Below are 24,564 nucleotides of genomic sequence, written 5' to 3' on the forward strand. Positions count from 1 at the left end.
CCCTGGGGATACCGTGCGGATCAGTTTCCTGCTGCACTACGGGTACGGGATCGGCGGCACCATCCGGACCGTGTTCACCCTGGCCCGGATGCTCGCCGAGCAGCACGAGGTGGAGATCGTCTCGGTCTTCCGCCACCGCGACGAGCCCGTGTTCGACCTCCCGCCGGGCGTGACCCTGCGTCCCCTGCTGGACCTGCGCGCCGGCGGCGCGGACCACGGGCACCCCGACCTCGACCGGCCGTCCCGGCTCTTCCCGCGCGGCGAGAGCCGGCGCGGCCAGTACAGCGCGCTCACCGACCGGCGGATCGCCGGATGGCTGCGCGGCGCGGACACCGACGCCGTGATCGGCACCCGGCCGGGGCTGAACGTGCACATCGCCCGCGACGCCCGCCCCGGGGTGGTCCGGGTGGCGCAGGAGCACGCGACGTTCCTCTCCCACCCCTGGCCGCTCAAGCTGGCGCTGAGCGCCCACTACCCGCTGATGGACGCCGTGGTGACGGTGACCGAGGCGGACGCGGCGGTGTACGCGCGCCGGCTGCGGCTGCCCGGGGTGTGGCTCGGCGCGATCCCCAACGCGGTGCCGGCGCCGCAGCTGCCGCCGGCGGACGGCAGCTCCCGGATCGTGATCGCCGCGGGACGGCTGGCCTGGGTCAAGCGCTACGACCGGATGCTCCGGGTCTTCGAGCGGGTCGTGCGCGTGCGGCCCGACTGGCAGCTGCGGCTGTACGGGGACGGGCCGTGGCGGGACCGGCTGCACGTCCAGATCGAGAAGCTCGGGCTGTACAACCACGTCCATCTGATGGGGGCGGCGCATCCGCTCGACGCCGAGTGGGTGAAGGGGTCGGTCTCGCTGTCGACGGCGCAGCTGGAGTCGTTCGGGCTGAGCATCGCCGAGTCCATGCGCTGCGGACTGCCGGTCGTCGCCGCCGACTGCCCGTACGGGCCGGGGGAGATCATCACCGACGGCGAGGACGGACTGCTGGCCCGCAACGGCGATCTGGACGGGCTGGCGGCGCGGCTGCTGCGGCTCGTCGAGGACGACGACCTGCGGGTCCGGATGGGGCGGCGGGCGGTGGAGAACGTCGCCCGGTTCGACCCGGAGCGGATCGCCGGGCGGTACGACGCGCTGCTCACCGGGCTGAGGGCCCGGCGGCACGGACGGCTGGTCGGCCCCGCGCTGGGCGGGGTGTACGCGGCGACGATGGCGGGACGGCGGCTGAGGGCGTGGACGCCGTGACGGGGCCGGGGCCGGGGGGCGGGGGCAAGGGCGCCGTGGCGGAGCGGCGGGCGGACTGTGTGGCGTCGGCGTCGGGGGAGCTGCGGTTCACCCTCGGCGACCCCGCGGCGGCGCTGGTGCTGCGGCTGCGGGGGAGCGGTACGGAGGTCCGGCTGCCGGTGTCGGGGCCGACGGCCGTGCTGCCGGTGACGGCCGCGCTGGCGGAGGGCCGCTGGGACGCCTACGCGGAGCCGGCGGACGGCGTCCGGGAGCGGCTGACGCCGGGGCTGTGCGATCTGCGGGGGCTGGTGGACCGCGTCCCCGACCCGGACGCGCCGGTGACCGTGCGGATCCCGTACGCCACCACTCGCTCGGCCCTCTCCCTGGCGGTCTGGCACCGCTCGCCGCACGCGGAGGCCGGCGAGGTCACCGTGCAGGGCGGCCGGATCACGGTGGCCGGCCGTCTCTACGGGGCCCGGCTGTCGGCGTCCGCCACGCTGGAGGCCCGTACGGACACCTGGTACGCGCTGTGCCCCGCGTACGTCAACGGCACCTGCTTCACGGCCACCTGGCACACGTCGGCCGTCCCGGCGGCCGTCTCCGAGACCCTTCCGGCGACGCTGGGGCTGCGGCCGGCACCGGACGCCGAACCGGTCCGGGTCGCCCGGCTGCTGGACGACATCGCGCGGAAGGAACAGGTCTTCGTCTATCCGGCCCTGCCGCTGGGCCCCTCCCGCCTCCGCATCGGCTACACCCCGGCGAACGAGCTCGCCCTGCGGATCACCTGACCCGGCGCGGGCGCCCGCCCCGGTGAACGTCAGGCCGGTTCGCTCTCAGCGGCCTCCGTCTCGAGGGCCGGCCGCGGCCCGGCCGTGTCGTCGTGCGCCGCGTACGGGTGGTGCAGGTCGAACGCCGGGGACTCGGAGCGGATCTTCGGCAGGGTGACGAAGTTGTGCCGCGGCGGCGGACACGACGTCGCCCACTCCAGCGACCGCCCGTACCCCCACGGATCGTCGACGCCGACCGGCTTCCCCTCCTTGGCGGTCTTCCACACGTTGTACAGGAACGGCAGCGTCGACATCCCGAGCAGGAACGCCCCGACGGACGACACCGTGTTCAGCGCCGTGAAGCCGTCCGCCGCCAGATAGTCGGCGTACCGCCGGGGCATGCCCTCGGCGCCCAGCCAGTGCTGGACGAGGAACGTGGTGTGGAAGCCGGTGAACAGGGTCCAGAAGTGGACCTTCCCCAGCCGCTCGTCCAGCATCTTCCCGGTGAACTTCGGCCACCAGAAGTAGAACCCGGCGAACGTCGCGAAGACCACCGTGCCGAATACCACGTAGTGGAAGTGGGCCACGACGAAGTATGTGTCGGAGACATGGAAGTCCAGCGGCGGCGAGGCCAGCAGTACCCCCGTCAGCCCGCCGAAGAGGAACGTGACCAGAAACCCGACCGACCACAGCATCGGCGTCTCGAAGGACAGCGCGCCCTTCATCATGGTCCCGATCCAGTTGAAGAACTTCACCCCCGTGGGCACCGCGATCAGGAACGACATGAACGAGAAGAACGGCAGCAGCACCGCCCCGGTGGCGAACATGTGGTGCGCCCACACCATCACCGACAGCGCCGTGATGGCCATCGTGGCGCCCACCAGCATCACGTAACCGAAGATGGGCTTGCGGGAGAACACCGGGAGGATCTCGCTGACGATGCCGAAGAACGGCAGCGCGATGATGTAGACCTCGGGATGGCCGAAGAACCAGAACAGGTGCTGCCACAGCAGCGCGCCGCCGTTCGCGGCGTCGAAGACGTGCGAGCCGAAGGTCCGGTCGGCCTCCAGGCACAGCAGTGCCGCCGCCAGCACCGGGAACGCCATCAGGATGAGGATCGACGTGAAGAGCGTGTTCCAGGTGAAGATCGGCATCCGGAACATCGTCATGCCCGGCGCCCGCATCCCGATGATCGTCGTCAGGAAGTTCACCGCGCCCAGGATGGTGCCGAAGCCGGCCAGCGCCAGCCCCATGATCCACAGATCGGGGCCGATGCCCGGCGAGCGCAGCTGCCCGTTGAGCGGCGCGTACGCGAACCAGCCGAACGCCGCCGGACCTCCCGGGACCAGATAGCTCACCGAGACGATCAGCCCGCCGAACAGGAACAGCCAGAACGACAGCATGTTCAGCCGGGGGAAGGCGACGTCGGGCGAGCCGATCTGCAGCGGCATGATCTCGTTGGCGAACCCGGCGAAGGTCGGCGTCGCGAAGAGCAGCAGCATGATCGTGCCGTGCATGGTGAACGTCTGGTTGAACTGGTCGCTGGTCATCATCTGCAGCCCCGGCCGGGCCAGCTCGGCGCGCATGAGCAGCGCCAGCACCCCGCCGAAGAGGAAGAAGACGAACGACGCGATCAGATAGAGGTGGCCGATCTTCTTGTGGTCGGTCGTGGTGAGCCAGTCCACCAGGGCCCGGCCCTGCCGGTGCGGCCGCGGTGCGGTCACGGCCACCGGTGTCGCGTGCGTGGTCCCCATCCCGTGCGCCCCTCTCAGCCGTATCCGGCCGTCTTCGCGGTCCGGGCCGTGTGCTGCGTCGCACCCGCCATGATGCTCGCGTCGCCCCCCGGTGCGCGAGGGTGCGGCGGCGGGTTCCGCGCCGAGGTTGCCCGTTCAGTTGTGCGGTTATTGTGAGGATCCGGTGAGCCCACAGGGAATGCGACGCGCCGGGAAATGATTATCCGGCCTGCGTACGGCTGATATTCCGAGGGTTGTACGGGTCGCACGGGGGTGGAAATTCCGGGGGTAATTCCGATGAACTGCACGGCCGCCGGACGTGAACGGCCGCGCATTTCCGGGGGTGTTGCCGGATGTCCGGATTGCGTTGATCACGTATACGTCAATCAGCCGGGGGAAGTTGTGACACAAGCGTGACGCGGACGGGACGGCTCCGGCACGACCGTATGACCGCGGCCCGCTGTCGGCCGCGCCGGACGCGGTCTAGCGTGGCCGTATGACACCCGTACCGAACCCGCCCGGAGAACCCGCGGACGACCTCGCGGCCTACGTCGGACTGGCCGCGCCGGACGCCGAGCGCCGGGCCCGCGAGCACGGCTGGTCGCCGGTCCGCTCCCTGCCGCCCGGCACGGTCATCACGATGGAGTACCTGAGCGGCAGGCTCAACTTCGAGGTCGAGCACGGCCTGGTGCGGCGCTGCTGGAAGGGCTGAGCCCCCTGGAGAGGGGTCGGGTCAGGACGCCGTGCCGCCGGTCGTACGGGTCCGGTCGCGCGCCGTACGGTCCGTGTGCGCGACCTGGGGCGGACGGCGGCTGCCCGTCGGGGTGACCGGGGTGCGCTCGTGCCGCGCGGTGTGCGGGCGCGGCAGGGCGTGCGGCCAGCCGTCGGGGCGGGCCCCCACCCCGGCCATCTCCGGCACCGGGGTGCCCGGCTGCGCCGGGACGGCGCGCTGCGAGATGATCGCGACCCGGGCGGCGACCGGCTGGGGCGCCGCCGACGCCTCCGTACCGGAGCGCAGCCGGCGGTAGAGCGCCAGCAGCCGCACCTCGGCGCGGGTCATCAGCGGCTCGAACCACGGCAGCGCCAGCAGGACCAGCAGCCCCGCGGCCCAGCCCAGCAGCACGTCGCTGATCCAGTGCGTGCCCAGATAGACCGTGGTGAGACCGACGCTCAGCGACACCACGGCGGAGATCAGCGACGCGACCCGCCGGGCGAACGGCGTGGTGGCCATATAGGCCAGAACGCCCCAGGTCACCACGGCGTTGGCGGTGTGACCGGAAGGGAATATATCGCCGCCCAGCCACATCTCGTGCGCACCGATCCGGGTCGCGTAGTGGGGGCCCAGCCGGCCCATGCCGATCTTCGCGGCTCCGACCGAGATGTTCAGCAGCAGCAGGGAGGTGCCGAGCACCAGCACCGGCCGCAGGGTCCGGCCCCGCCACGCGCAGTAGCCGAGCCAGCACAGCACGGCCAGGGCGGTCGGGCCGCGCTGGCCCAGCACCACGAAGTAGTCCAGGAAGGCGTGCACCTCGGGCCACTGCTTGTACGGCCGGAACATCATCAGCTGCCAGTCCAGCCGGACCAGCCACGAGGTCGTGAGCACGCCGACGACGATCGCCGCGTACACCGCCGCGGTCGACCCGAGGAGCCACACACGGGCGCGGGTCATCCGCGGGGGGAGCGGACTGTGCCCCCTGCGGGCCGTCTGCTCCTCCACTGCGGTGGGCTTGTCTTGGGTACGCACGGAATCGACGCTACAGGTATGCGGCGGCCGGATTGGCACGAGAGCCCGACTTGTAATGCCTATGTGATGTGGAGTCGGTCTCAATCAGGACCTGTGGCCCGGGAGTTTCGGGACCTTGTTCACGTCATTCCCGTGAATACACATGCGACGCTTCACCCGTACGCATTTTGACGCGACACCGGCGTTAATCCGGTATTCGCCGTCGTGCCGCGCGGAGTTCGCCGCCGGGCGTTCGGAGGATCAGGTGGACGGGGTCGCGGTCCGGTCACGGGAGGTCCGCGTTCCGTCACGGACGGTGCGGGCTTCGCCTCAACTCGGACCGCACCACCCGGTGACGGCGCACTCTCGCGTACTCTGACTGCTCGCGAAGGGCTGGTTCCGCCTTGGAGGTGCGTTTGATGGCAGGGACGACCACGGCCGCTGTTCAGCCGGGGCGCGTGTCTGCGGGACGGCACGCCAGGCGGGTCGGCCGGCGTGGCGGTGCGGGTCGCTGGACCGTGCTGATCGTGCTCTGCTCGAGCCTGCTGCTGGTCGCCCTCGACGCGACGGTGCTGCATGTGGCCGTCCCCTCCCTGACGGAGGACCTGCGGCCCAGCTCCACCGATCTGCTCTGGATCGTCGACGCCTACCCCCTGGTCGCGGCCTCGCTCCTCATCCTCTTCGGCACCCTGGGCGACCGCGTGGGCCGCCGCCGGGTGCTGCTGCTCGGCTACGCGCTCTTCGGCGTCGCCTCGGCGCTCGCCGCCTCGGCGCACAACCCCGGTGTCCTCATCGCCGCCCGCGCGCTGCTCGGCGTCGGCGGAGCGATGATCATGCCGGCGACCCTGTCGATACTCCGGCACGTCTTCCCCGACCGGCGCGAACGGGCGCTGGCCATCGGCATCTGGAGCGCCACCGCCGCCGTCGGCGCGGCGATCGGTCCGCTGCTCGGCGGCTTCCTGGTCGAGCACTACTGGTGGGGTTCGGTCTTCCTGGTCAACATCCCGCTGATGATCGTCGCGGTGCCGGTCGGGCGCTGGCTGCTCCCCGAGTCCGTCGAGGGCCGCTCGGGCCCCTGGGACGTGCTGGGCGCGCTGATGGCGGCGAGCGGCCTGTTCGGCCTCGTGTACGCCGTGCAGCAGACCGGCGCGGGCGGGGGGCCGCTGCGGGTGTCGGTGTTCGGGCCGGCGCTCGCCGGGATCCTGCTGCTCGCCCTGTTCGTCCGCCGGCAGCGGCGCCGTACGCATCCGCTGGTCGACATCCGGGTGATCCGGCGGCGGGCGTTCGGGACGGCCGTCGGGTGCATCGTGCTGGCGATGCTGGCGCTCGTCGGGCTGCAGCTCATCGCCGTGCAGTATCTGCAGCTCGTCCTCGGCTTCACCCCGCTGCAGGCCGGGGTCCGGCTGATCCCGCTCACCTTCGCCGCCATCGCGGCGGGGCTGCTGGGCGCGCGGATGCTGGCCCGCTTCGGCCCGCGGCTGATGGTGGCCCTCGGCTTCGTGCTGACCGCCGTCGCGGTGCTCGGGCTGGTCGCGATGGGGCAGCACGACCAGCCGGTGATCCTCAACGCCGGGTTCGTGCTGCTGGGCTTCGGGCTGGAGACGACGCTGTTCGGCTCGTACGAGTCGATGCTCAGCGAGGCGCCCGTGGAACAGGCCGGCGGCGCCGCGGCCATCGGCGAGACCTCGTACCAGCTCGGCGCCGGTATCGGCATCGCGCTGCTGGGCAGTGTGATGAACGCCTTCTACCGGCCCGGCGTCACGGACGTCCCCGGGGTGCCCGCGGGGGCCGCGCGGGCGGCGGGCAACTCGCTGGGCGAGGCGTACGAGGTGGCGCACGAGCTCGGCGGCCCGCGCGGTGCGGCGCTGCGGACCGCCGCCCGCGAGGCGTTCGTGCACGGGATGCACGTCACGCTCGTGGTGAGCGCCGGTCTGCTGCTGCTGGGCGCGCTGGCGGCGCTGCGGCTGCCGCGCGCGATGGAATGCGGCCCCCGGCACGAGGCGGCGGACGACCGGGCGGGCCGGCTGGACGCCGGGGACTTCCGTGCCGTGACCCCCGCGCCCGTACCGGCCCAGCGGGCGCGGGGCCCGGTGCCCGGGCCCCGCGCCTAGCCGTGGTCGTGGTCCGCGTCAGCTCTGGTTGAAGAACCCGCCGTTGTTCGCCCGCGCCGACTCGCCGGGGACGATCTCGTAGGTCGCCGGCGTCAGCAGGAAGACCCGGGTGGCCACCCGCTCGATGGTGCCGCGCAGCCCGAAGGTCAGGCCGGCCGCGAAGTCGACGACGCGCTTGGCGTCGGCGCCGTCCATCCCCGAGAGGTTGACGATCACCGGGACGCCCTCGCGGAACAGCTCGCCGATGCCGCGCGCGTCGCGGAAGCCGTCCGGGGTGATCGTCGCGATCCGGTGCCCCTGCTCCTGCGCGGCGTCCGACGCGACCCGCACCCGGGGGTCCGTGACCCAGGCGCCCTTGGCGGGCTGCTGGTCACCGGTCTCCGCGTAGTCGTCGTCGTAGTACCGCTCGTCATCGTTGTCGTCGACGAGTCCGAGCCAAGCGCTCGCCCTGCGCACCGATCCCATGGGGACGCCTCCTCTCCTGTGGGGCCGACCTTCCGTCCGCGCACCTATGGTCATCCATGATGCAGATGATGCGTCAATCGTATTGTTACCTGGCGGGCGATTCGTGACAGACCTGGTGCAGTTCGGATGCCGTCAGGTAAGAGTCTTTGCTGATCAACACGGCTGACGGTGCGTCGATTACTCTATCCTGGGCCGACCGGGTGAGGGTGTGGCGAACGGGTGAAGCCTTTAGCGGCTTTGAACTGGCGGGGGGACTGTGTTCGGAATCATTCGGCCGTGCAGACACCGGCTTTCGGAGAAACTGCACACGTCGTGGGTGGCTCATCTGTGTGGGTTGTGTCTCGCGCTCCGGAGTGATCACGGGCAGTTCGCGCGTGTCGCGACCAACTACGACGGCCTGGTCATCAGCGTGCTGACGGAGGCTCAGACCCCGCCGGAGAGCAAGCAGCGCCGCAAGGCGGGCCCCTGCCCGCTGCGCGGTATGCGCACCGCGGACGTGGCGCGGGGCGAGGGCGCGCGGCTCGCCGCGGCCGTCTCGCTGGTGCTGGCCTCCGCCAAGGTCCGCGACCATGTCGCCGACCGCGACGGGCTGCTGGCCCGTCCGCGGATCGCCGCGCTCGCCGGGCGTGTCGCGCAGACCTGGGACCGGGGCGGTGCCCGTACGGGCGGCGAACTCGGCTTCGACACCGCCGTACTCCTCGACGCCGTGGCGCGCCAGCCGGAGCTCGAGCGCCTGGCCGTGGTGGGTACGCCGCTGCTCGCCGTCACCGAGCCCACGGAGACCGCGACGGCCGCCGCCTTCGCGCACACCGCCGTGCTCGCCGGACGGCCGGGCAACCGGGCGCCGCTCGCCGAGGCCGGACGGCTCTTCGGCCGGCTCGCCCATCTGCTGGACGCCGCCGAGGACCTGCACGCGGACGCGGCGAGCGGGGCGTGGAACCCGATCGCGGCGACGGGCACCGAGCTCACCGAGGTGCGCCGGCTGTGCGGCGACGCGCTGCACGGCATCCGGCTGGCGCTCGCGGAGGTCGAGTTCGAGGACGGCGCGCTGGCGCACCGGCTGCTGGTGCACGAGCTGCCGCACTCGGTGGACCGGGTGTTCGGACCGGCGTACGCGCATCCGCGGGCCTCCGGTCCGTACGCGCCGCCGCCCCACAATCCGTACGCGCCGCCCGGGGACAATCCGTACGCGAATCCGCCCGGCGGTCCCGGCGGACCGGGGATGCCGCCGCCGGAGCCGCCGCGCGGACGCGGGCTGCTGATGGGGTGTCTGGTCTTCGCGGGGCTGATGTGTTCGTGCCAGGTGTGCTGTGCCGGCGAGTTCAACGATCCGTGGACCGGGCAGCGGCGCGAGGGCGCGTGTCACAAGTGCGACTGCGACTGCTCGGGGTGCGGTGACTGCTGCAACTGCTGTGACTGCTGCGACGGGTGCGATTGCTGCGACTGCAGCTGCTGAACGAGGGTCGCCGGCCGGGGAATCGGTCCCCGGCCGGTGGTCTTGTGTGCGTCCGGGCGGAGGGTGATACTCCCCTCAGCGTTTGTCAGGGGCACGTCTAGATTGCCTCTGGCTCGCCTACGCCTGAGGAGGCCGAGTTGAGGCTCAAGCGCATCACCGTCGCCGCCGCGATAGCTTCCGCGCTGCTCACCGCCGGGTCGGTGCTGCCCGCGGCACACGCGGCACCGAACAAGGCCGAGCGGGCCGCGGGCGCCGCCGCTGCGGTCGACGCCACCGGGATCGGGGGTATGGCCTGGGGCAAGGGTGCCGACGGCGCACTCCAGGTCACCGTCGACAGCACCGTCTCCGCCGCCGAGCTCGCCCGGGTGAAGAACACCACGGCGAAGTACGGTGACGCCGTGACCGTCCACCGGACGACCGGTGAGTTCAAACCGCTGCTCGCCGCCGGTGACGCCATCTACGGCAACGGCTACCGCTGTTCGCTCGGCTTCAACGTCGTCAAGGGCGGCGTCTACTACTTCCTCACCGCCGGACACTGCGGCGACGTGGTCGGCACCTGGTACGCCAACTCCGGTCAGACCACGCTGATCGGCGCCACCCAGGGCTCCAGCTTCCCCGGCAACGACTACGCGCTGGTGCGCTACGACAACACCTCGCTCGCCCACCCCGGCGGCTTCACCGTCGCCGACCCGGTCGTCGGTGAGTCCGTGACCCGCCGCGGCTCCACCACCGGCACGAAGACCGGCAAGGTCACCGCGCTCAACGTGACGGTGCGCTACCAGGGCGACGGCACCGTCCGCGGTCTGATCCAGACCACGGTCTGCGCCGAGCCCGGTGACTCGGGCGGCGCGCTGTACGACGGGACCAAGGCGCTCGGGCTGACGTCCGGCGGCAGCGGCAACTGCTCGTCCGGCGGTACGACGTTCTTCCAGCCGGTGCGGGAGGCGGCCTCCGCGTACGGGGTGACCATCTACTGACGAACAGCGGTACGAAGCCTCCCGGAGGCGCGGAATTCCGTGCCTCCGGGAGGCTTCGCGCGTGCCGGGGGCGTGCGCCCGGGGAAGCGGAGCAAGCCCTTGTGCCCGTGGTTCTACGCGCGCATACTCCCCCCTAGCGCTTGTCAGGGGCACGGCGAAAGTGCTGTTTCCCGGCTGCGCCTCACGGACCCGGGAACGACGGGTCCCCGAGTCGACTCGGAGGAGAGAGTGAGGATGAAGCGCCAATCCCCCCACCGCAGGATCAAGCTGTTCGCCGTCGCGTCCGCCGCCGTCCTGGCGTCCGTCGCCGCACTGCCCGCGGCCACCGCGGACCCCGCGCCGACCGCCTCGGCGAGCACCCTCGCCAGGGCGAGCGCCGGCCTGCTGGACGCGAACGTCGCCGGCACCGCCTGGAGCGTCGACGCCTCGACCGGCACGCTCGTCGTCGCCGTCGACCAGAACGTCTCGTCCGCCCAGATCGCCGGGCTGAAGAAGGCCGCGGGAACCGACGCCGTGAAGGTCGAGCGCATCAAGGGCACCCTGCGCAGCTACATCGACGGCGGCCAGGCGATCTACGCGTCGAACTGGCGCTGCTCGCTGGGCTTCAACGTCCGCAACAGCGCCGGCCAGTACTTCTTCGTCACCGCCGGTCACTGCACGGACGGCGCCGGCACCTGGTACACCAACTCCGCCCACACCACGGTCATCGGCCCCACGGCCGGCTCCAGCTTCCCCGGCAACGACTACGGTCTCGTGCGCTACAGCAATACGGCGCTCGCCCACCCCGGCACGGTCAACCTGTACAACGGAACCTCCCGGGACATCACCGCCGCGGGTGACGCCAGTGTCGGGCAGACCGTACAGCGCAGCGGCTCGACCACGGGTGTGCGCAGCGGGTCCGTGACGGGTCTCAACTACACGGTCAACTACGGCGGCGGCGACATCGTCGGCGGTCTGATCCGGACGAACGTGTGTGCGGAGCCCGGCGACTCCGGCGGCTCGCTCTTCGCCGGGTCGACGGCCCTCGGGCTGACGTCGGGCGGCAGCGGCAACTGCTCGTCCGGCGGTACGACCTTCTTCCAGCCGGTACGGGAGGCGCTCACCGCGTACGGCGTGAGCGTGTTCTGACGGTCACCGGGGCCCGCGGGGGGCGCCTTCCCCCGCGGGCCCCCGTTGCGCGGCTCCTTTTTGCGCGGCTCCCGGGCCTGTCGGCCGTGGTGGTGGCGGCGTTACCATTGCCGTAAAGGGAGACATTCCGCGCACGCCAGGGGGCGACGATGCTCGAGGCGCTGATTATCGGGGTGGTGGCCCTCGCGGCTGCCGCAGCGGTGTATGTGATGGCCGCCGGGAAGGTGGTCAAGCAGTACGAGCGGGGCGTGGTCTTCCGGCTGGGCAGGCTGAGGCCACAGGAGAAGCAGCCCGGGTTCACCATGATCCTGCCGTTCGTCGACCGGATGCGGAAGGTCAATCTGCAGATCGTCACGCTGCCGATCCCGGCCCAGGAGGGCATCACACGGGACAACGTGACGGTGCGGGTGGACGCGGTCGTCTACTTCCAGGTCGTCAAGGCCACGGACGCGATCGTGCGGGTGGAGGACTACCGGTTCGCGGTGTCGCAGATGGCGCAGACGTCGCTGCGGTCGATCATCGGCAAGAGCGAGCTGGACGATCTGCTGTCCAACCGGGAGAAGCTCAACCAGGGGCTGGAGTTGATGATCGACAGTCCGGCCGTCGAGTGGGGCGTGACGATCGACCGGGTCGAGATCAAGGACGTGTCGCTGCCGGAGACGATGAAGCGGTCGATGGCCCGGCAGGCCGAGGCGGACCGTGAGCGGCGGGCCCGGGTCATCAACGCGGACGCGGAGCTGCAGGCGTCGAAGAAGCTGGCGCAGGCGGCGCAGCAGATGTCCGACACGCCGTCCGCTCTGCAGCTCCGGTTGCTGCAGACCGTGATGGCGGTGGCTGCCGAGAAGAACTCCACGTTGGTGCTGCCCATTCCGGTTGAGTTGCTTCGGTTCCTTGAGCGGGCTCCTGGGGCTCCCGCCCCTGCCCCCTCTTCCGACGTTTCTCCCGTTACCGTCGAGGAGCCGGTGGAGCCCTTGCGGGCGGCGGATCCGTTGCCGGAGTTGGAGGGGCTGGTGCCGGAGTCCGGGGACGAGGATTCGGCTCCGCCGCAGCAGGGGTAATCGGCGCTTCGCGCCTTGTCCTCAAACGCCGGACGGGCTGGAATGGGCGGGCTGGGATGGGGGCGTTCTGTTTCGCATCGCTTCGCATCAAGTTCCGCGTCATCTTGCCTGACTGTCCGCTCGCGCCCTTGTCCTCGTCAGGTCAGGAAGTCGAAGTGCGTGCCCTCGCCCTGTTCGAGGGCGCGTTCGTACGCCGGCCAGGACAGGGCCAGGTCCTGCCAGGGGAGGCCCACGGGGGCGTAGACCGTGATCGCCCCGGGGGCGCGGGGTGGTGGGGTGCGGAGGGCCTTTGTGAGGGTGGTGGCGGGGGTGACGTCCGTGTTCCGCAGGGCTCCTGACGCCGACGCCAGGCTGGGGTCGTCCACCACCACGTATGCCGTGCCGAGCAGGCCCGGGGTCAGTTCCGCCTTTCCCGGTTCGTCCGCGCCCAGGGCCGTGACGTGGGCGCCCGGGGGGATGTCCGCGGTGTCCAGGAAGGGGCGGCGGGACCAGGTCGCCGTGATCGTGATGTCCGCCGTGCGGGCCGCCCGGGACGGGTCCCCGTCCGTCGTCGCTTCGACGGACAGGGCCCGGCCGTGGCGGGCCGCGAACGCCTCCGCCCTCGCCGGGTCCAGGTCCACCACCGTCAGCCGGCCCAGTGGGCGCAGCGCCGCGAGGCCCCGTAGCACCAGCTCCGCCTGCGCTCCCGCGCCGATCACGGTCACCGACGACGCGTCGGGGCGGGCCAGGGCGTGGGTGCCGAGGGCCGCCGCGAGGCCCGTGCGCCACGCCGTGACCGTCGCCGAGTCGAGCAGCGCCAGCAGTTCGCCGGACGCCAGGTCGTGCAGGCACACCACCCCGCGCAGCGCCGGATCCGCGCCGGGGAACTTGGCGTTGACCTTCACCGTGTACGCCGGGACGCCCGGCACCAGACCGGGAATCAGCGCCGTCGCCGTCCCCGGGGCGGGGAGGGGCGTACGGACGCGCTGCGGGGCGATGCCGGAGGGCGCCGCGGTGAAACCGTCGCGCAGGGCCGTCAGGCACGTGTCCGTGTCGAGCACCCGGCGCAGTGCGGAGGCGGACAGCAGCAGGGTCATGGCGGCGTCCCTTCGGCGGTGATCTCCCGCAGGTTACGCTTCGATGATCCACATCGGCGAAGGGGAGCGGTCATGGCGGAAGTCCGGGCGGACGGGGCCGGTACGGTCAACGTGGGTCTTGTCGGGGTCGGCAACTGCGCGTCGTCGCTGGTGCAGGGCGTGCGGTACTACGCGGACGCGGAGGCCGGCGCGCCCGGGCTGCAGCATCCGGTCCTCGGCGGCTACGCCGTCGGCGACGTCCGCTTCACCGCCGCCTTCGACGTGCACGCCGGCAAGGTCGGCCGGGATCTGGCGGACGCGATAGGGGCGGAGCCCAACAACGCGCTGCGGTTCGCCGACGTGCCGCCGCTCGGCGTCGAGGTCGCGGACGGTGTGCTGGAGGACGGCGTGGGGGAGTCCACCGCCGGCCACGTCGACGCCCGGGGCGAGGCCGGCGTCGACGACATCGCCGGGCGGCTGCGGGACACCGGTACGCACGTACTGGTCAACTTCCTCCCCGTCGGCGCCCAGCGCGCCGCCGAGGCCTACGCGGAGGCCGCCCTGCGCGCCGGCTGCGCGTACGTCAACTGCATGCCCGCCGTCATCGCCCGCTCCCCGCGGTGGGCGGAGCGCTTCGCCGCCGCCGGGCTGCCGCTCGCCGGCGACGATCTGAAGAGCCAGTTCGGCGCGACGGCCGTGCACCGCGCGCTGCTCGACGTACTCGCCCGCAACGGGGTGCGGCTGCGGTCGACGTACCAGCTGCTCGCCGGCGGCAACATGGACTTCCTCAACATGCAGGACCCCGAGCGGATGCTGAGCAAGAAGGCGACCAAGGCGCAGGGGATGGGGGCCGCGTCCGGGCACGTCGGCGCGGACTACATCCCGTATCTCGAGGACAGCAAGATCGCTCATATCCGTGTCGACGCCGAGGCGTTCGGCGGCACGCCGTTCGAGATCGACGTACGGATGAAGGTCGAGGACTCCCCGAGCGCCGCGGGGAAGGTGCTCGACGCCGTGCGCTATCTGCGGCTGGCGATGGACCGCGGTCTGGGCGGTGTCGTCGACCCGGTGTCGGCGGAGCTGATGAAGGCTCCGCCGACACCGCTGGCGGACGACGAGATCGGCCGGGGGCTGGCGGCGCTCACCTCGCCCACCTCGCTCACGGAGTGATCCGTCCGTCCAGCGGACCGAAGGCCTCGAGGGCGTCCTCCGCCGAGTTGCGGGCGTACACGTACTCGTCGGCCCAGGCGGCGGCGTCCGGATAGCCCGAGGCGGCGGTGATGCGGGCGCAGGCGGCGGCGTAGTCGTACTCCGTGCGCCGCAGCGTCACACCGCCGTCCGGCGACAGCAGCGCCCAGTGCGCGCCGCTGCGGCCGTACGGCATGCCGATGCTGCCCGGGTTGACGACGAGCCGGCCGTGGGCGAGGCGGACGAACGGTACGTGGGTGTGGCCGCAGACGATCGTGTCGACGTCCGCCGCCACCCCGGCGAGGACGTCGGACCAGCGGGCGGAGGAGGAGTCGACGAGGACCGTCTCCACGTCGTCGCGGGGGGTGGCGTGACAGAACAGGGTGCCGCCGACGGCCGCCGTCTTCGGCAGCCCGGCGAGCAGGTCCACCTGGTCGGGGCGCAGTTGCTCCGCCGACCACGCCGTGACGGGATCGGTGGCGGGTTCGCCCCGCCGGTGCCCGACCACCTCCCGTTCGCCGTTCCCCGAGATCCACAGCGCCCGTTCGCCGAGCGCGGTGAGGACGTCGAGGGTCTCGACGGGGAGCGGTCCGGAGGCGATGTCCCCCGTGAGGGCGATCAGATCGGCGCGGTGGACGTCGGGCTCGGCGAGGACCGCCTCGAGGGCGGGGAGCACACCGTGGATGTCGGAGAGAACGGCGATGATCATGCCTCCAGGGTGACGGCCGGGGAGGCGGCGGGGGAAGGCGCTTAGCTGCGGGCATAGTGCCGGGGGGTCGGGGGTTGTCCCCGGGCGGGCGGCTCCGCGTCGTGCGGTGGGCGTACGCGCTGACCACCGCGAGCGGCGTCACCTCGGACTGACGGTCGGCGCGGGCGGGGGTCTCGCGGCGGACGAGCCACCGCTGATAGGGTCCTAATGGTTGTGGGGAGTCAATCCATTAGGGGGTTGTGTTCATGGTTCTGCTCGCCCAGATCAGCGATCTGCATCTCGACGGAGGGGAGCGCGCCCACGAGCGCGCCGCCCGGGTCATGGACTACCTCCGCGCCCTCCCGCTGGACGCCCTCCTCGTCACCGGCGACATCGCCGACCACGGGGCCCAGGCCGAGTACGAGGAGGCCGCGGAGCTGCTGCGGGCGCCCTTCCCCGTACTCACCTGCCCCGGCAACCACGACCGGCGCGCCGCGTACCGCAAGGCGCTGCTCGGCGAGTCCCCCTCCGAGGAGCCCGTCAACCGGCTGCACCACGTCGCCGGCACCGCGATCCTGATGGCCGACGTGACCGTCCCCGGCCGCGACGAGGGCGTCCTCTCCCCGGAGACCGCCGCCTGGATCGGGGCCACCCTCGACGAGCTCGGCGGCTCCGTACCGGCGCTCCTCGCCTTCCACCAGCCGCCCGTCGACATCCACCACCCGGTCGCCGACACCATGGGGCTGCAGCGGCCGCGGGAGCTGGCCGCCGTCCTCGCGTCCCGGCCCGAGGTGGCCGCCGTGATCACCGGCCATGTGCACAGCGCCGGCGCCTCGTTGTTCGCGGGCCGGCCGGTGGTGACGGGCCCCGGCGTCGTCAACACCATCCGGCTGCCGTGGGAGCCGGGCGACACGTTCGCGGACCTCGCGGCGCCGCCCGGGGTGGCGTTCCACGTCCTGGGCGACGACCGGCGGCTGATGACGCACTTCCGCGTCGTGCCGTGAATTCGTGGCGTCCGGGCGGAATGAGATCGGCGTCACGTGTTGTTGGACACGGATGATTGACTGCTGACACCACCAGGGAGACACCCCGATGACGGCTGCCGCCGAGACCGCCAAGCCCAAGGTCGACTTCTACTTCGACCCGGTCTGCCCGTTCGCCTGGATCACCTCCCGGTGGATCCTCGAGGTCGAGAAGCAGCGTGACATAGACCTGCGGTTCCGGGTGATGAGCCTGTCCGTGCTCAACGACGGCCGTGACCTCCCGGAGGACTACCGCACGCTGCTGGACAAGGCCTGGGGCCCGGTCCGCGTCGCGATCGCCGCCGCCCAGGAGCGCGGCGAGGAGGTGCTCCGTGATCTGTACACGGCGATGGGCACCCGGATACACAACCAGGGCAACAAGGACTACCCCGCGGTGATCGCCGAGGCCCTCGCGGAGGTCGGTCTGCCGGCGGAGCTCGCGGCGGCCGCCGATTCGGACGCGTACGACGAGGCCCTGCGCAAGAGCCACCACGAGGGCATGGACCCGGTCGGCGAGGAGGTGGGCACGCCCACGATCCACATCGACGGCGTCGCCTTCTTCGGCCCGGTGCTCAGCGCGATCCCGCGCGGCGAGGTGGCCGTGAAGATCTTCGACGGCGCGCTGGCGCTGGCGAGCTACCCGCAGTTCTTTGAGCTCAAGCGCACCCGGACGGGTGGCCTGAGCTTCGACTGACGTCCGCCCCGAGCCGGGTTCCCGCGGGGGAGCCCGGCACGGGTCCTATTGCCCGAGCGCCCGGTCCAGCTCGCCGAACAGCTCCTCCGGCACCGGCACCCCCAGCTCCCGCCACAGCGCGCGCCCCGTCCGCCAGGCGGCGGCCAGCGCCCGGTCGACGTCCGCGGCGCCCGCCGTGGCCTCGGCCAGCGCCGTGTACGCGGGGCCGGACAGCTCCCCCTCCGCGCCGCGCGACGGGGTCAGCCAGTGCCGGACGGCGCCCTCGTGCAGCCGGGTCAGCCACAGCAGATGCCGCTGTACGGCGCCCAGCGCGTCCCACGCCCGCAGCAGCTCGCCGCGCGCGGCGACATGATGCGCGAGCAGCAGCCAGTTGGCGAACCGCCCGCACAGCGCCTCGGCGTCCCCCTCCTCCGCGGAGTCCGGCAGCCCCTCCAGTACGGGCGTCAGCTCCCCGGTGCGGTCCTTGACGACCATCCGCTCCACCGCCGCCCCGCGCGCCGGCCAGTGGGCGACCCCGGCGATGGCGTCCGTGGCGACGAAGTGGAACTCGCCGCGGACGAGCCCCGGGAAGAAGGCCACGTACGTCCCGACCTCGTTCAGCACGAGATGCCGCACCGGCGCGACGCGCTCGCACCACTCCCGCGGATCGACCTCCGCCAGCCGCGCGGGGTCAAAGAACAGCCAGAACTCGATGTCGCTGTACGCGTCCCCCTCACCGGCGGCGAACGACCCGTACATGAGCGCCGCGTCCAGCCGCCCGTCGGTGGCGCAGAGCCGGCGGGTGCGGGCGATGAGCTCTTCCTGGACGAGCAAGGGATGGCTCCTTCACGGGGGTTCGGGTCCGTCGAGCCTAGGTGATCTCCGCCGGGACGCCCGGGATTTTCTCCCGCTCCCGCTCCTGCCCCCGGTCCATCGACCGCCACTCCGGCCGCAGCCCCGACACCGCGATCGTCGCGGCGTACACCAGGCCCACCAGCGCCAGCACCGGCGCCAGCCCCAGCAGACCCGCGCCCGCGCCGCCCAGCAGCCGCCCCAGGGGGATGCCGGCGAAGGACAGCGCCCCGCCCAGGGCCTGGGCACGGCCCAGCAGCGGACCGGGGATCCGCTCGAACATCACCGCGCCGATCACCGGATTGACGAACCCCACGCCGAAACCGCCCACGACGAACACCCCCGCCACCGCCCACAGCGGCGCGTCCAGCAGCAGCACCAGGTACTTCGGCACGCTCCCCAGCACGAACCCCGCGAAGAACACCACCCGCCGCGGCAGCCGGTGCGCCACCCCCGCCGCCAGCAGGCTGCCCGCCAGTGCCGCGCCGCTCCACACCGCCAGCAGCGTCCCCAGCGCCGCGGGGGAGTGCCCCGCCCCGTACACCCACAGCGGCACCAGCACCATCGTCGCCGCGTCCAGCAGATTGGTCACCGCCAGCATCACGACCAGCGTCAGCAGCAGCGGGTCGCCGCGCAGCAGCGCCAGCCCCTCGCCCAGCCGCCGCAGATACCCGCCGTCCGACGCCGGCGCCGCCCCGCCCATCCCGCGCGGCAGCGCCCCCGCGACGAGCAGCGAACCCAGCACGAACAGCGCCGCGTTCACCCCCAGCGCCGCCATCTCCCCGGCCAGCGCCACCAGCGCACCGCCCGCCACCGGCCCCAGCGTGCCGGACAGCCGCTCCACCCCGCCCAGCAGCCCCGTCGCCCGCTCCAGCGGCACCGCGCCGCGCCGCGCGGCCTCCGGCACCATCACCTCCTTCGCCGTGTCCCCCGGCCCGCGCGCCGCCCCGATCAGGGCGACGAGACCGAGCAGCACGCCGAACGACAGCACCCCCAGTGCGTGCAGCACGGGCACCGCCGCCATGGCCGCGGCGCTCGCCAGATCACTGACCCAGGAGATCCGGCGCGGCCCGTACCGGTCCACGAACGGCCCGCCCAGGGCCTTCACCAGGACATAGGGCGTCGCCTCGGCGAAGGCGACGACGCCCATCCGGGTCGCGCTGCCGGTCGTGGACCAGACGAACCACGGCAGGGCGAGCGCGGCGACCGTGGAGCCGGTGAGGGAGACCGTGACGGCGGCGAGTAACCCCGTCAGCGGCCGGCGGCGTATCACGACTGCTCCGGGGAGGGCAGCACGTACGAGATGAGCGTGACCGGCTCCCCGCCGTCGCCGCCCTCCCGCTGATAGCGGGCGATGACGCCGGCCATCTCCCCCTTCATCCGCTCCGCCTGCTCCGGGGTCAGCCGCAGCTCCCAGTTGCTCATGTCCACGACCTCCTGCCAGGCCACGGGCATCGTCGGGACCTCGCCCAGGGTCTGCTGGACGCGCAGGTTGTACCCGGAGACCACCGACTGCAGATAGCCGAGCGCCGCCTCGGGCTCCCGCTGGGCCAGCTCCACGTAGTCGAACCGGGTCCGCTCGTGCATCGCGCGCCACCACCGCTCGCGCGCGTTGCCGCGGCCGGTGTCCTCGGCGACGAAACCGGCGGCGGCGAGCTGGCGGAGGTGATAGCTGGCGGCACCGGAGTTGATGCCGAGCCGCTCGCCGATCCGGGTGGCGGTGGACGGTCCGTGCTTGCGCAGCAGGGAGAGCATCTTGACGCGCACCGGGTGCGCGAGGGCCCGCAGGCCCTTGGCGTCTAGAACCACGTCATCGGTCATACGGCCCACCATAGACCACAAAGAGTTGTTTGCAAAGAGCTGTTTGCAGTCCAATCAACATGCCCCCGGCGCGGCAAATCGCACAGCAGTGCGAATTGGTTTATCGTGGGTCCCACGCTCCCCGAAAACATCGGGTGAGCAGCGGAAACCCGGAGGTGCGGGCGCGATGGCGAGGCGGTGCGGATGCGCGGATTTACGCATCTGCACGCCGCCTCCGGCTACTCGACCCGCTATGGCGCCTCCCACCCCCGGGCGCTCGCCGAGCGTGCCGCCGAGCGGGGCATGGACGCCGTGGCGCTGACCGACCGGGACACTCTGGGCGGCGCCGTCCGCTTCGCCAAGGCCGCCGGCGGGGCGGGCGTGCGGCCGCTGTTCGGCGTGGACCTGGCGGTGGCGGAGCGGCCCGAGGCGGCCGGCCGTACCGAGCGCCGGCGCACCCCCGTGCGCGGCGGTGCCTTTGTCGACGAATCGGCGCAGCGTGTCGTCATCCTCGCCCGGGACGGGGCCCGCGGCTGGGCGGAGCTGTGCCGGCTGGTCACCGTCGCGCACGCGTCGACCGGCGCCGGCCAGGCCCCCGGCGCCAAGCCCCTGCTGCCCTGGGAGGCCCTCGGCGGCGAGGGTGTCACCGTGCTGCTCGGCCCCGCCTCCGACGTCGGCCGGGCGCTGGCCGCCGGACGCCCGGACCGTGCCGCCCGGCTGCTCGCGCCCTGGCGGGAGCGGTACGGCGACGCCCTGCGCCTGGAGGTCGTCGGCCACGGCCGCACCGGCACCGGTCCCGGGTCGCTGCGGCTGGCCGCCCGTACCCTCGGCTTCGCCGCCGACCAGGGCGTCGGGCCCGTACTGACCAACGCCGTCCGCTACGCCGACCCCGGCATGGGCGCGGTCGCGGACGTCCTGGACTCCGCGCGCCGGCTGGTCCCCATCGACGCCCACGGCGAACGCGACAACGGCGAACGCTGGCTCAAACCCGCCGCCGCGATGGCCGAGGTCGCCGAACGGGTCGCCGAGGCCGCCGGCTACGACCGCGCCGCCGCCCGCCGGCTGCTGGAGGTCACCGCCGAGACCGCCGCCGCCTGCGTGGTGGACCCGGAGGACGACCTGCGGCTGGGCCACGTCCACTTCCCCGAGCCGCGGCTGGTCGGCGCCGGGCGCCGGACCCCGGAGCGGGTGCTGCGCTCCAAGTGCGACGCCGCGATGGTCCTGCGGCGTTACGACGACCGCCGGCGCCGGCTGCGGCTGGAGGACGAGCTGCGGCTGATCGAGCGCAAGGGCTTCGCCTCGTACTTCCTCACCGTCGCGCAGGTCGTCGAGGACACCCGGGCGCTGGGCATCCGGGTGTCCGCCCGCGGCTCCGGCGCCGGTTCCCTGGTCAACCACCTCCTGGGCATCGCCACCGCCGACCCGGTGGAGCACGACCTGCTGATGGAGCGGTTCCTCTCCGACCAGCGCGCCGAGCTGCCCGACATCGACATCGACGTGGAGTCCGCCCGCCGGCTGGAGGTCTACCGCGCGATCCTGGACCGCTTCGGCCCCGAACGGGTGGCGACCGTCTCCATGCCCGAGACCTACCGCGTCCGGCACGCCGTCCGGGACGTCGGGCTGGCGCTCGGCCTGGACCCGGACGAGGTGGACCGGCTCGCCAAGTCCTTCCCGCACATCCGCGCCCGCGACGCCCGCGCGGCCCTGACCGAGCTTCCCGAGCTGCGCGGCATCGACCCCCAGGCGTACGGCCCGCGGATGTGGGACCTGGTCGAGGCCCTGGACGCGCTGCCGCGCGGGATCGCCATGCACCCCTGCGGCGTCCTGCTCTCCGACGACACCCTGCTGCGCCGCACCCCCGTCGTACCGACGAGCGGCGAGGGCTTCCCGATGTCGCAGTTCGACAAGGAGGACGTCGAGGACATGGGCCTGCTCAAGCTCGACGTGCTGGGGGTGCGGATGCAGTCCGCCATCGCGCACGCCGTGACCGAGATCGAGCGGACCACCGGCGAGCGGCTGGACCTGGACGCGATGCCGGTGGACGACCCGGCCGCGTACCAGCTGATCAAGGCGTCCCAGACCCTCGGCCTCTTCCAGACCGAGTCCCCCGGCCAGCGCGATCTGATCGCCCGGCTGCAGCCCGAGACCTTCCACGACCTGGTCGTCGACATCTCCCTCTTCCGCCCGGGGCCGGTCGCCGCGAACATGGTCGACCCGTTCATCAAGGCGCGTCACGGCCGGCAGGCGCCCCGCTATCCGCATCCGAGGCTGGAGGGCGCGCTGCGGGAGACGTACGGGGTGGTGGTCTTCCACGAGCAGCTCATCCGGATCTTCGACGAACTGACCGGCTGCGGTTACGCCTTCGGCGACTACGCCCGGCGGGCGCTGTCGAGCGCCGACCAGGTGCCGCGGGTGAAGGCGTGGTTCGAGGAGCGGGCGCTGCGGCGCGGCTACGAGCCCGAGGTGATCGCGCGGACCTGGGAGATCGTCGAGGCGTTCGGCGCGTACGGGTTCTGCAAGGCGCACGCGGTGGCGTTCGCCGTGCCGTCGTACCAGTCGGCGTGGCTCAAGGCGCACCATCCGGCGGCCTTCTACGCCGGGCTGTTCACGCACGACCCGGGGATGTACCCGAAGCGGCTGCTGCTCGCGGACGCGCGGCGGTGGGGGGTGCCGATCCTTCCGCTGGACGTGAACGTGTCGGATTCCGCCTATAGAATCGAACTGGTGTCTGGTATATACGGCATCCGGCTCGCCCTGTGCGACGTGCACGGGATGAGCGAGGCGGAGGCGGCGCGGATCGTGGCCGGGCGGCCGTACGCCTCGCTGCAGGACTTCGTCGCCCGCGCCCGCCCGTCGCGTCCCGTCGCCGAACGCCTCGCGCGGGTCGGCGCGCTGGACCGCTTCGGCCAAAACCGGCGTGACCTGCTGCTGCACATCGCCGAACTGCAGCGCGGCCGGGGGAAGACCTCGCCCGAGCAGCTGACGCTGGGCGCGGGGGAACCGGACACGGTGGCGCCCGCGCAGCTGCCCGACCTGAACGACGCGGAGCGGCTCGGCGCCGAGCTGGGCGTGCTCGGCATGGACGCCTCCCGGCATCTGATGAGCGATCACCGGGAGCTGCTCCAGGAGCTCGGCGTGGTCTCCGCGAAGCAGCTGCGGGAGGCGAAGCACGGGCAGATCGTGCTGGTGGCGGGGGCCAAGGGGGCGACGCAGACGCCGCCGGTCCGCTCCGGCAAGCGCGTCATCTTCACCACCCTCGACGACACGGCCGGGCTGGTGGACTGCGCGTTCTTTGAGGACAGCCACGACGCCTGCGCGCACACCGTCTTCCATTCCTGGCTGCTGCTCGTACGGGGCGTCGTGCAGCGCCGCGGCGGCGGCAACGGCAAGGCGCTCTCCGTCGTCGGCTCCGCCGCCTGGGACCTGGCAGAGCTCGCCGAACTGCGCCGCACCGGCGGACTGCCCGCGGTCACCGAACGGCTGACGGAGCTCGGCCCCGCGCCCTCGGCCACCGTGGCGGACGGGCGCAGCATCGAGCTGGAGACGGGGTACGAGCTGCATCCCTGGGCGGATCTCCGGCCCCCCGGCGAGTCCGTGCGCAACAGCCGCAAGCTGTGGCACCAGAGCCCGGGGAGCGCGGGATGAGCGTGCTGTACATCCACTTCCACGGCTCGTCCGCCGGCTCCGGCGGCTCCGCTATCGGCCAGGAGCTGTACGACCGGCTGCTCGCCCTGCTCGCCGAGTTCACCCCGGTGGTGCAGGCGCTGCCGCCGGACGCCGCGCTGGCCGACGTCACCGGGAGCCTGCGCTACTTCGGGGTGGACGCCGTCGCCCTGGCCGAGCGGATCCGGGCGCGCACCGGGGGGCTGTACGGGCTGCGCTCGACGGCCGGCATCGCGGCGAACCCGCTGCTGGCCCGGATGGTCGCCGCCGACGGCCCGCCCTCGGCGGTACGCGTCCTCCCCGACGACATGGACGCCGTCACCGCCTTCCTCGCGGCGAAGCCCGCCGCCGCACTGCACGGCGTCGGCCCCAAGACGGCCCGCACCCTGGCCTCGTACGGGCTGGACAGTGTCGGCCGGATCGCCGGCACCCCGCTCGGCACCCTGCAGCGCATCCTCGGCGCCGCGGCGGGCCGCCGGCTGTACGACGCCGCCCACGGCGTCGACCCGACCCCGGTGACCCCCGCCGCCCCGCCCCGCTCACTGGGCGCCGAACACCGCTTCGGCCACGACGAGCTGGACCACGACCGCCGGCGCGCCGCCCTGCTCGCGCTCACCGACCGGCTCGGGCTGCGGCTGCGGGCGGAGCGGCAGGTGGCCCGCGCCCTGACCCTCACCGTCCGCTACGCCGACCGCTCGACGACCACCCGCACCCGTAAGCTCCCCGAACCCACCGCCCACACCCAGGCCCTGACCGCCCTGGCCTACGACCTGCACGACCGCCTCGGCCTGCAGCGCGCCCGGGTCCGGTCGGTGGCCCTGCGCGCGGAGGAGCTGACGGCCGCCGAACTCGCCGCCCACCAGCTCACCTTCGACCCCGCCGACGCCCGGGCCCGCCGGATCGAGGCCGCCACCGATCGCGCCCGGGACCGTTTCGGGGCGGGGGCGGCGCATCCGGCGGGGGCCGCGCGGCCTGGTGCCGCGTGACGG

At 72.8% G+C, this 24,564-nt stretch carries 21 protein-coding genes; 13 read left to right on the forward strand and 8 right to left on the reverse strand.

Annotated elements, in window-relative coordinates; genetic code table 11:
- Positions 1-13 precede the first annotated feature (13 nt).
- Together SRB5_RS16575 and SRB5_RS16580 are read left to right on the forward strand one after the other, a co-directional pair.
- Positions 14-1,237 (forward strand): glycosyltransferase, encoded by a 1,224-nt coding sequence (locus SRB5_RS16575; RefSeq protein WP_323378012.1) that lies wholly within the window; start codon positions 14-16, stop codon positions 1,235-1,237.
- Positions 1,225-2,004 (forward strand): hypothetical protein, encoded by a 780-nt coding sequence (locus SRB5_RS16580; protein WP_323378013.1) that lies wholly within the window; start codon positions 1,225-1,227, stop codon positions 2,002-2,004. Before SRB5_RS16575 ends, SRB5_RS16580 begins: the two co-directional genes overlap by 13 nt.
- A gap of 29 nt (positions 2,005-2,033) precedes the next feature.
- Here the strand turns inward: SRB5_RS16580 and ctaD are convergent, their stop codons facing one another.
- Positions 2,034-3,737 carry an aa3-type cytochrome oxidase subunit I gene (gene ctaD / locus SRB5_RS16585; protein WP_153452758.1) on the reverse strand — a complete coding sequence of 568 codons (1,704 nt, stop codon included), beginning with the start codon at positions 3,735-3,737 and terminating at the stop codon, positions 2,034-2,036.
- Positions 3,738-4,212: 475 nt separating this feature from the next.
- On the opposite strand from ctaD, the gene SRB5_RS16590 reads away from it, so the two are divergent.
- Positions 4,213-4,428 (forward strand): I78 family peptidase inhibitor, encoded by a 216-nt coding sequence (locus SRB5_RS16590; RefSeq protein WP_153452759.1) that lies wholly within the window; start codon positions 4,213-4,215, stop codon positions 4,426-4,428.
- Between the two features lie 21 nt (positions 4,429-4,449).
- On the opposite strand, the gene SRB5_RS16595 is transcribed toward SRB5_RS16590, so the two are convergent.
- A complete protein-coding gene (locus tag SRB5_RS16595; RefSeq protein WP_407703931.1) occupies positions 4,450-5,460 on the reverse strand; it encodes a phosphatase PAP2 family protein in 1,011 nt (336 codons plus the stop codon).
- Positions 5,461-5,858: 398 nt separating this feature from the next.
- Between SRB5_RS16595 and SRB5_RS16600 the strand changes: the two genes are divergently transcribed.
- Positions 5,859-7,550, forward strand: coding sequence for an MFS transporter (locus SRB5_RS16600; protein ID WP_153452760.1), 1,692 nt, complete (start codon positions 5,859-5,861; stop codon positions 7,548-7,550).
- Positions 7,551-7,568: 18 nt separating this feature from the next.
- Here the strand turns inward: SRB5_RS16600 and SRB5_RS16605 are convergent, their stop codons facing one another.
- Positions 7,569-8,015 (reverse strand): cell division protein SepF, encoded by a 447-nt coding sequence (locus tag SRB5_RS16605; protein WP_153452761.1) that lies wholly within the window; start codon positions 8,013-8,015, stop codon positions 7,569-7,571.
- Between the two features lie 256 nt (positions 8,016-8,271).
- Here SRB5_RS16605 and SRB5_RS16610 point away from each other — a divergent pair, with 256 nt between their 5' ends.
- The 4 genes from SRB5_RS16610 to SRB5_RS16625 all read left to right on the forward strand — a co-directional run bounded on the left by SRB5_RS16610 (position 8,272) and on the right by SRB5_RS16625 (position 12,634).
- Positions 8,272-9,471, forward strand: a complete 1,200-nt coding sequence (locus tag SRB5_RS16610) for a DUF5685 family protein (protein WP_323378015.1) — start codon at positions 8,272-8,274, stop codon at positions 9,469-9,471.
- A 137-nt stretch (positions 9,472-9,608) separates the two neighbouring features.
- On the forward strand, positions 9,609-10,448 hold the full coding sequence (locus SRB5_RS16615) for a S1 family peptidase (RefSeq protein ID WP_194292945.1): 840 nt from the start codon (positions 9,609-9,611) through the stop codon (positions 10,446-10,448).
- A 228-nt stretch (positions 10,449-10,676) separates the two neighbouring features.
- A complete protein-coding gene (locus SRB5_RS16620; protein WP_323378016.1) occupies positions 10,677-11,576 on the forward strand; it encodes a S1 family peptidase in 900 nt (299 codons plus the stop codon).
- A 149-nt stretch (positions 11,577-11,725) separates the two neighbouring features.
- Positions 11,726-12,634: a slipin family protein gene (locus tag SRB5_RS16625; RefSeq protein WP_153452763.1), complete on the forward strand. Its 909-nt coding sequence runs from the start codon at positions 11,726-11,728 to the stop codon at positions 12,632-12,634.
- A gap of 137 nt (positions 12,635-12,771) precedes the next feature.
- On the opposite strand, the gene SRB5_RS16630 is transcribed toward SRB5_RS16625, so the two are convergent.
- Positions 12,772-13,710 carry an ornithine cyclodeaminase family protein gene (locus tag SRB5_RS16630; protein ID WP_153452764.1) on the reverse strand — a complete coding sequence of 313 codons (939 nt, stop codon included), beginning with the start codon at positions 13,708-13,710 and terminating at the stop codon, positions 12,772-12,774.
- 72 nt (positions 13,711-13,782) lie between these two features.
- On the opposite strand from SRB5_RS16630, the gene SRB5_RS16635 reads away from it, so the two are divergent.
- A complete protein-coding gene (locus SRB5_RS16635) occupies positions 13,783-14,859 on the forward strand; it encodes an inositol-3-phosphate synthase (protein ID WP_153452765.1) in 1,077 nt (358 codons plus the stop codon).
- Here the strand turns inward: SRB5_RS16635 and SRB5_RS16640 are convergent.
- Positions 14,849-15,586 (reverse strand): metallophosphoesterase family protein, encoded by a 738-nt coding sequence (locus SRB5_RS16640; protein ID WP_153452766.1) that lies wholly within the window; start codon positions 15,584-15,586, stop codon positions 14,849-14,851. The genes SRB5_RS16635 and SRB5_RS16640 overlap by 11 nt on opposite strands.
- Positions 15,587-15,831: 245 nt before the next feature.
- Between SRB5_RS16640 and SRB5_RS16645 the strand changes: the two genes are divergently transcribed.
- Positions 15,832-16,569, forward strand: a complete 738-nt coding sequence (locus tag SRB5_RS16645) for a metallophosphoesterase (protein WP_153452767.1) — start codon at positions 15,832-15,834, stop codon at positions 16,567-16,569.
- Between the two features lie 88 nt (positions 16,570-16,657).
- Positions 16,658-17,281 (forward strand): mycothiol-dependent nitroreductase Rv2466c family protein, encoded by a 624-nt coding sequence (locus tag SRB5_RS16650; RefSeq protein WP_153452768.1) that lies wholly within the window; start codon positions 16,658-16,660, stop codon positions 17,279-17,281.
- Between the two features lie 45 nt (positions 17,282-17,326).
- Here SRB5_RS16650 and SRB5_RS16655 read toward each other — a convergent pair whose 3' ends face one another.
- The 3 genes from SRB5_RS16655 to SRB5_RS16665 are packed head-to-tail and all read right to left on the reverse strand — an operon-like array spanning position 17,327 to position 19,933.
- The gene (locus SRB5_RS16655; RefSeq protein WP_153452769.1) at positions 17,327-18,094 is read right to left on the reverse strand and encodes a nucleotidyltransferase domain-containing protein; all 768 of its coding nucleotides are present in this window, start codon (positions 18,092-18,094) and stop codon (positions 17,327-17,329) included.
- Positions 18,095-18,131: 37 nt separating this feature from the next.
- On the reverse strand, positions 18,132-19,385 hold the full coding sequence (locus SRB5_RS16660) for an MFS transporter (protein WP_323378017.1): 1,254 nt from the start codon (positions 19,383-19,385) through the stop codon (positions 18,132-18,134).
- A complete protein-coding gene (locus SRB5_RS16665) occupies positions 19,382-19,933 on the reverse strand; it encodes an ArsR/SmtB family transcription factor (RefSeq protein WP_228390103.1) in 552 nt (183 codons plus the stop codon). The genes SRB5_RS16660 and SRB5_RS16665 overlap by 4 nt, the downstream gene beginning before the upstream one ends.
- Before the next feature lie 183 nt (positions 19,934-20,116).
- On the opposite strand from SRB5_RS16665, the gene SRB5_RS16670 reads away from it, so the two are divergent.
- Both SRB5_RS16670 and SRB5_RS16675 read left to right on the forward strand, forming a co-directional pair.
- Positions 20,117-23,557, forward strand: coding sequence for a DNA polymerase III subunit alpha (locus SRB5_RS16670; RefSeq protein WP_153452771.1), 3,441 nt, complete (start codon positions 20,117-20,119; stop codon positions 23,555-23,557).
- Positions 23,554-24,561 carry a DNA polymerase Y family protein gene (locus SRB5_RS16675; RefSeq protein WP_153452772.1) on the forward strand — a complete coding sequence of 336 codons (1,008 nt, stop codon included), beginning with the start codon at positions 23,554-23,556 and terminating at the stop codon, positions 24,559-24,561. The genes SRB5_RS16670 and SRB5_RS16675 overlap by 4 nt, the downstream gene beginning before the upstream one ends.
- Positions 24,562-24,564 lie beyond the last annotated feature (3 nt).

The sequence above is a fragment of the Streptomyces smaragdinus genome (assembly GCF_009604385.1).
GTDB classification, from domain to species: domain Bacteria; phylum Actinomycetota; class Actinomycetes; order Streptomycetales; family Streptomycetaceae; genus Streptomyces; species Streptomyces smaragdinus.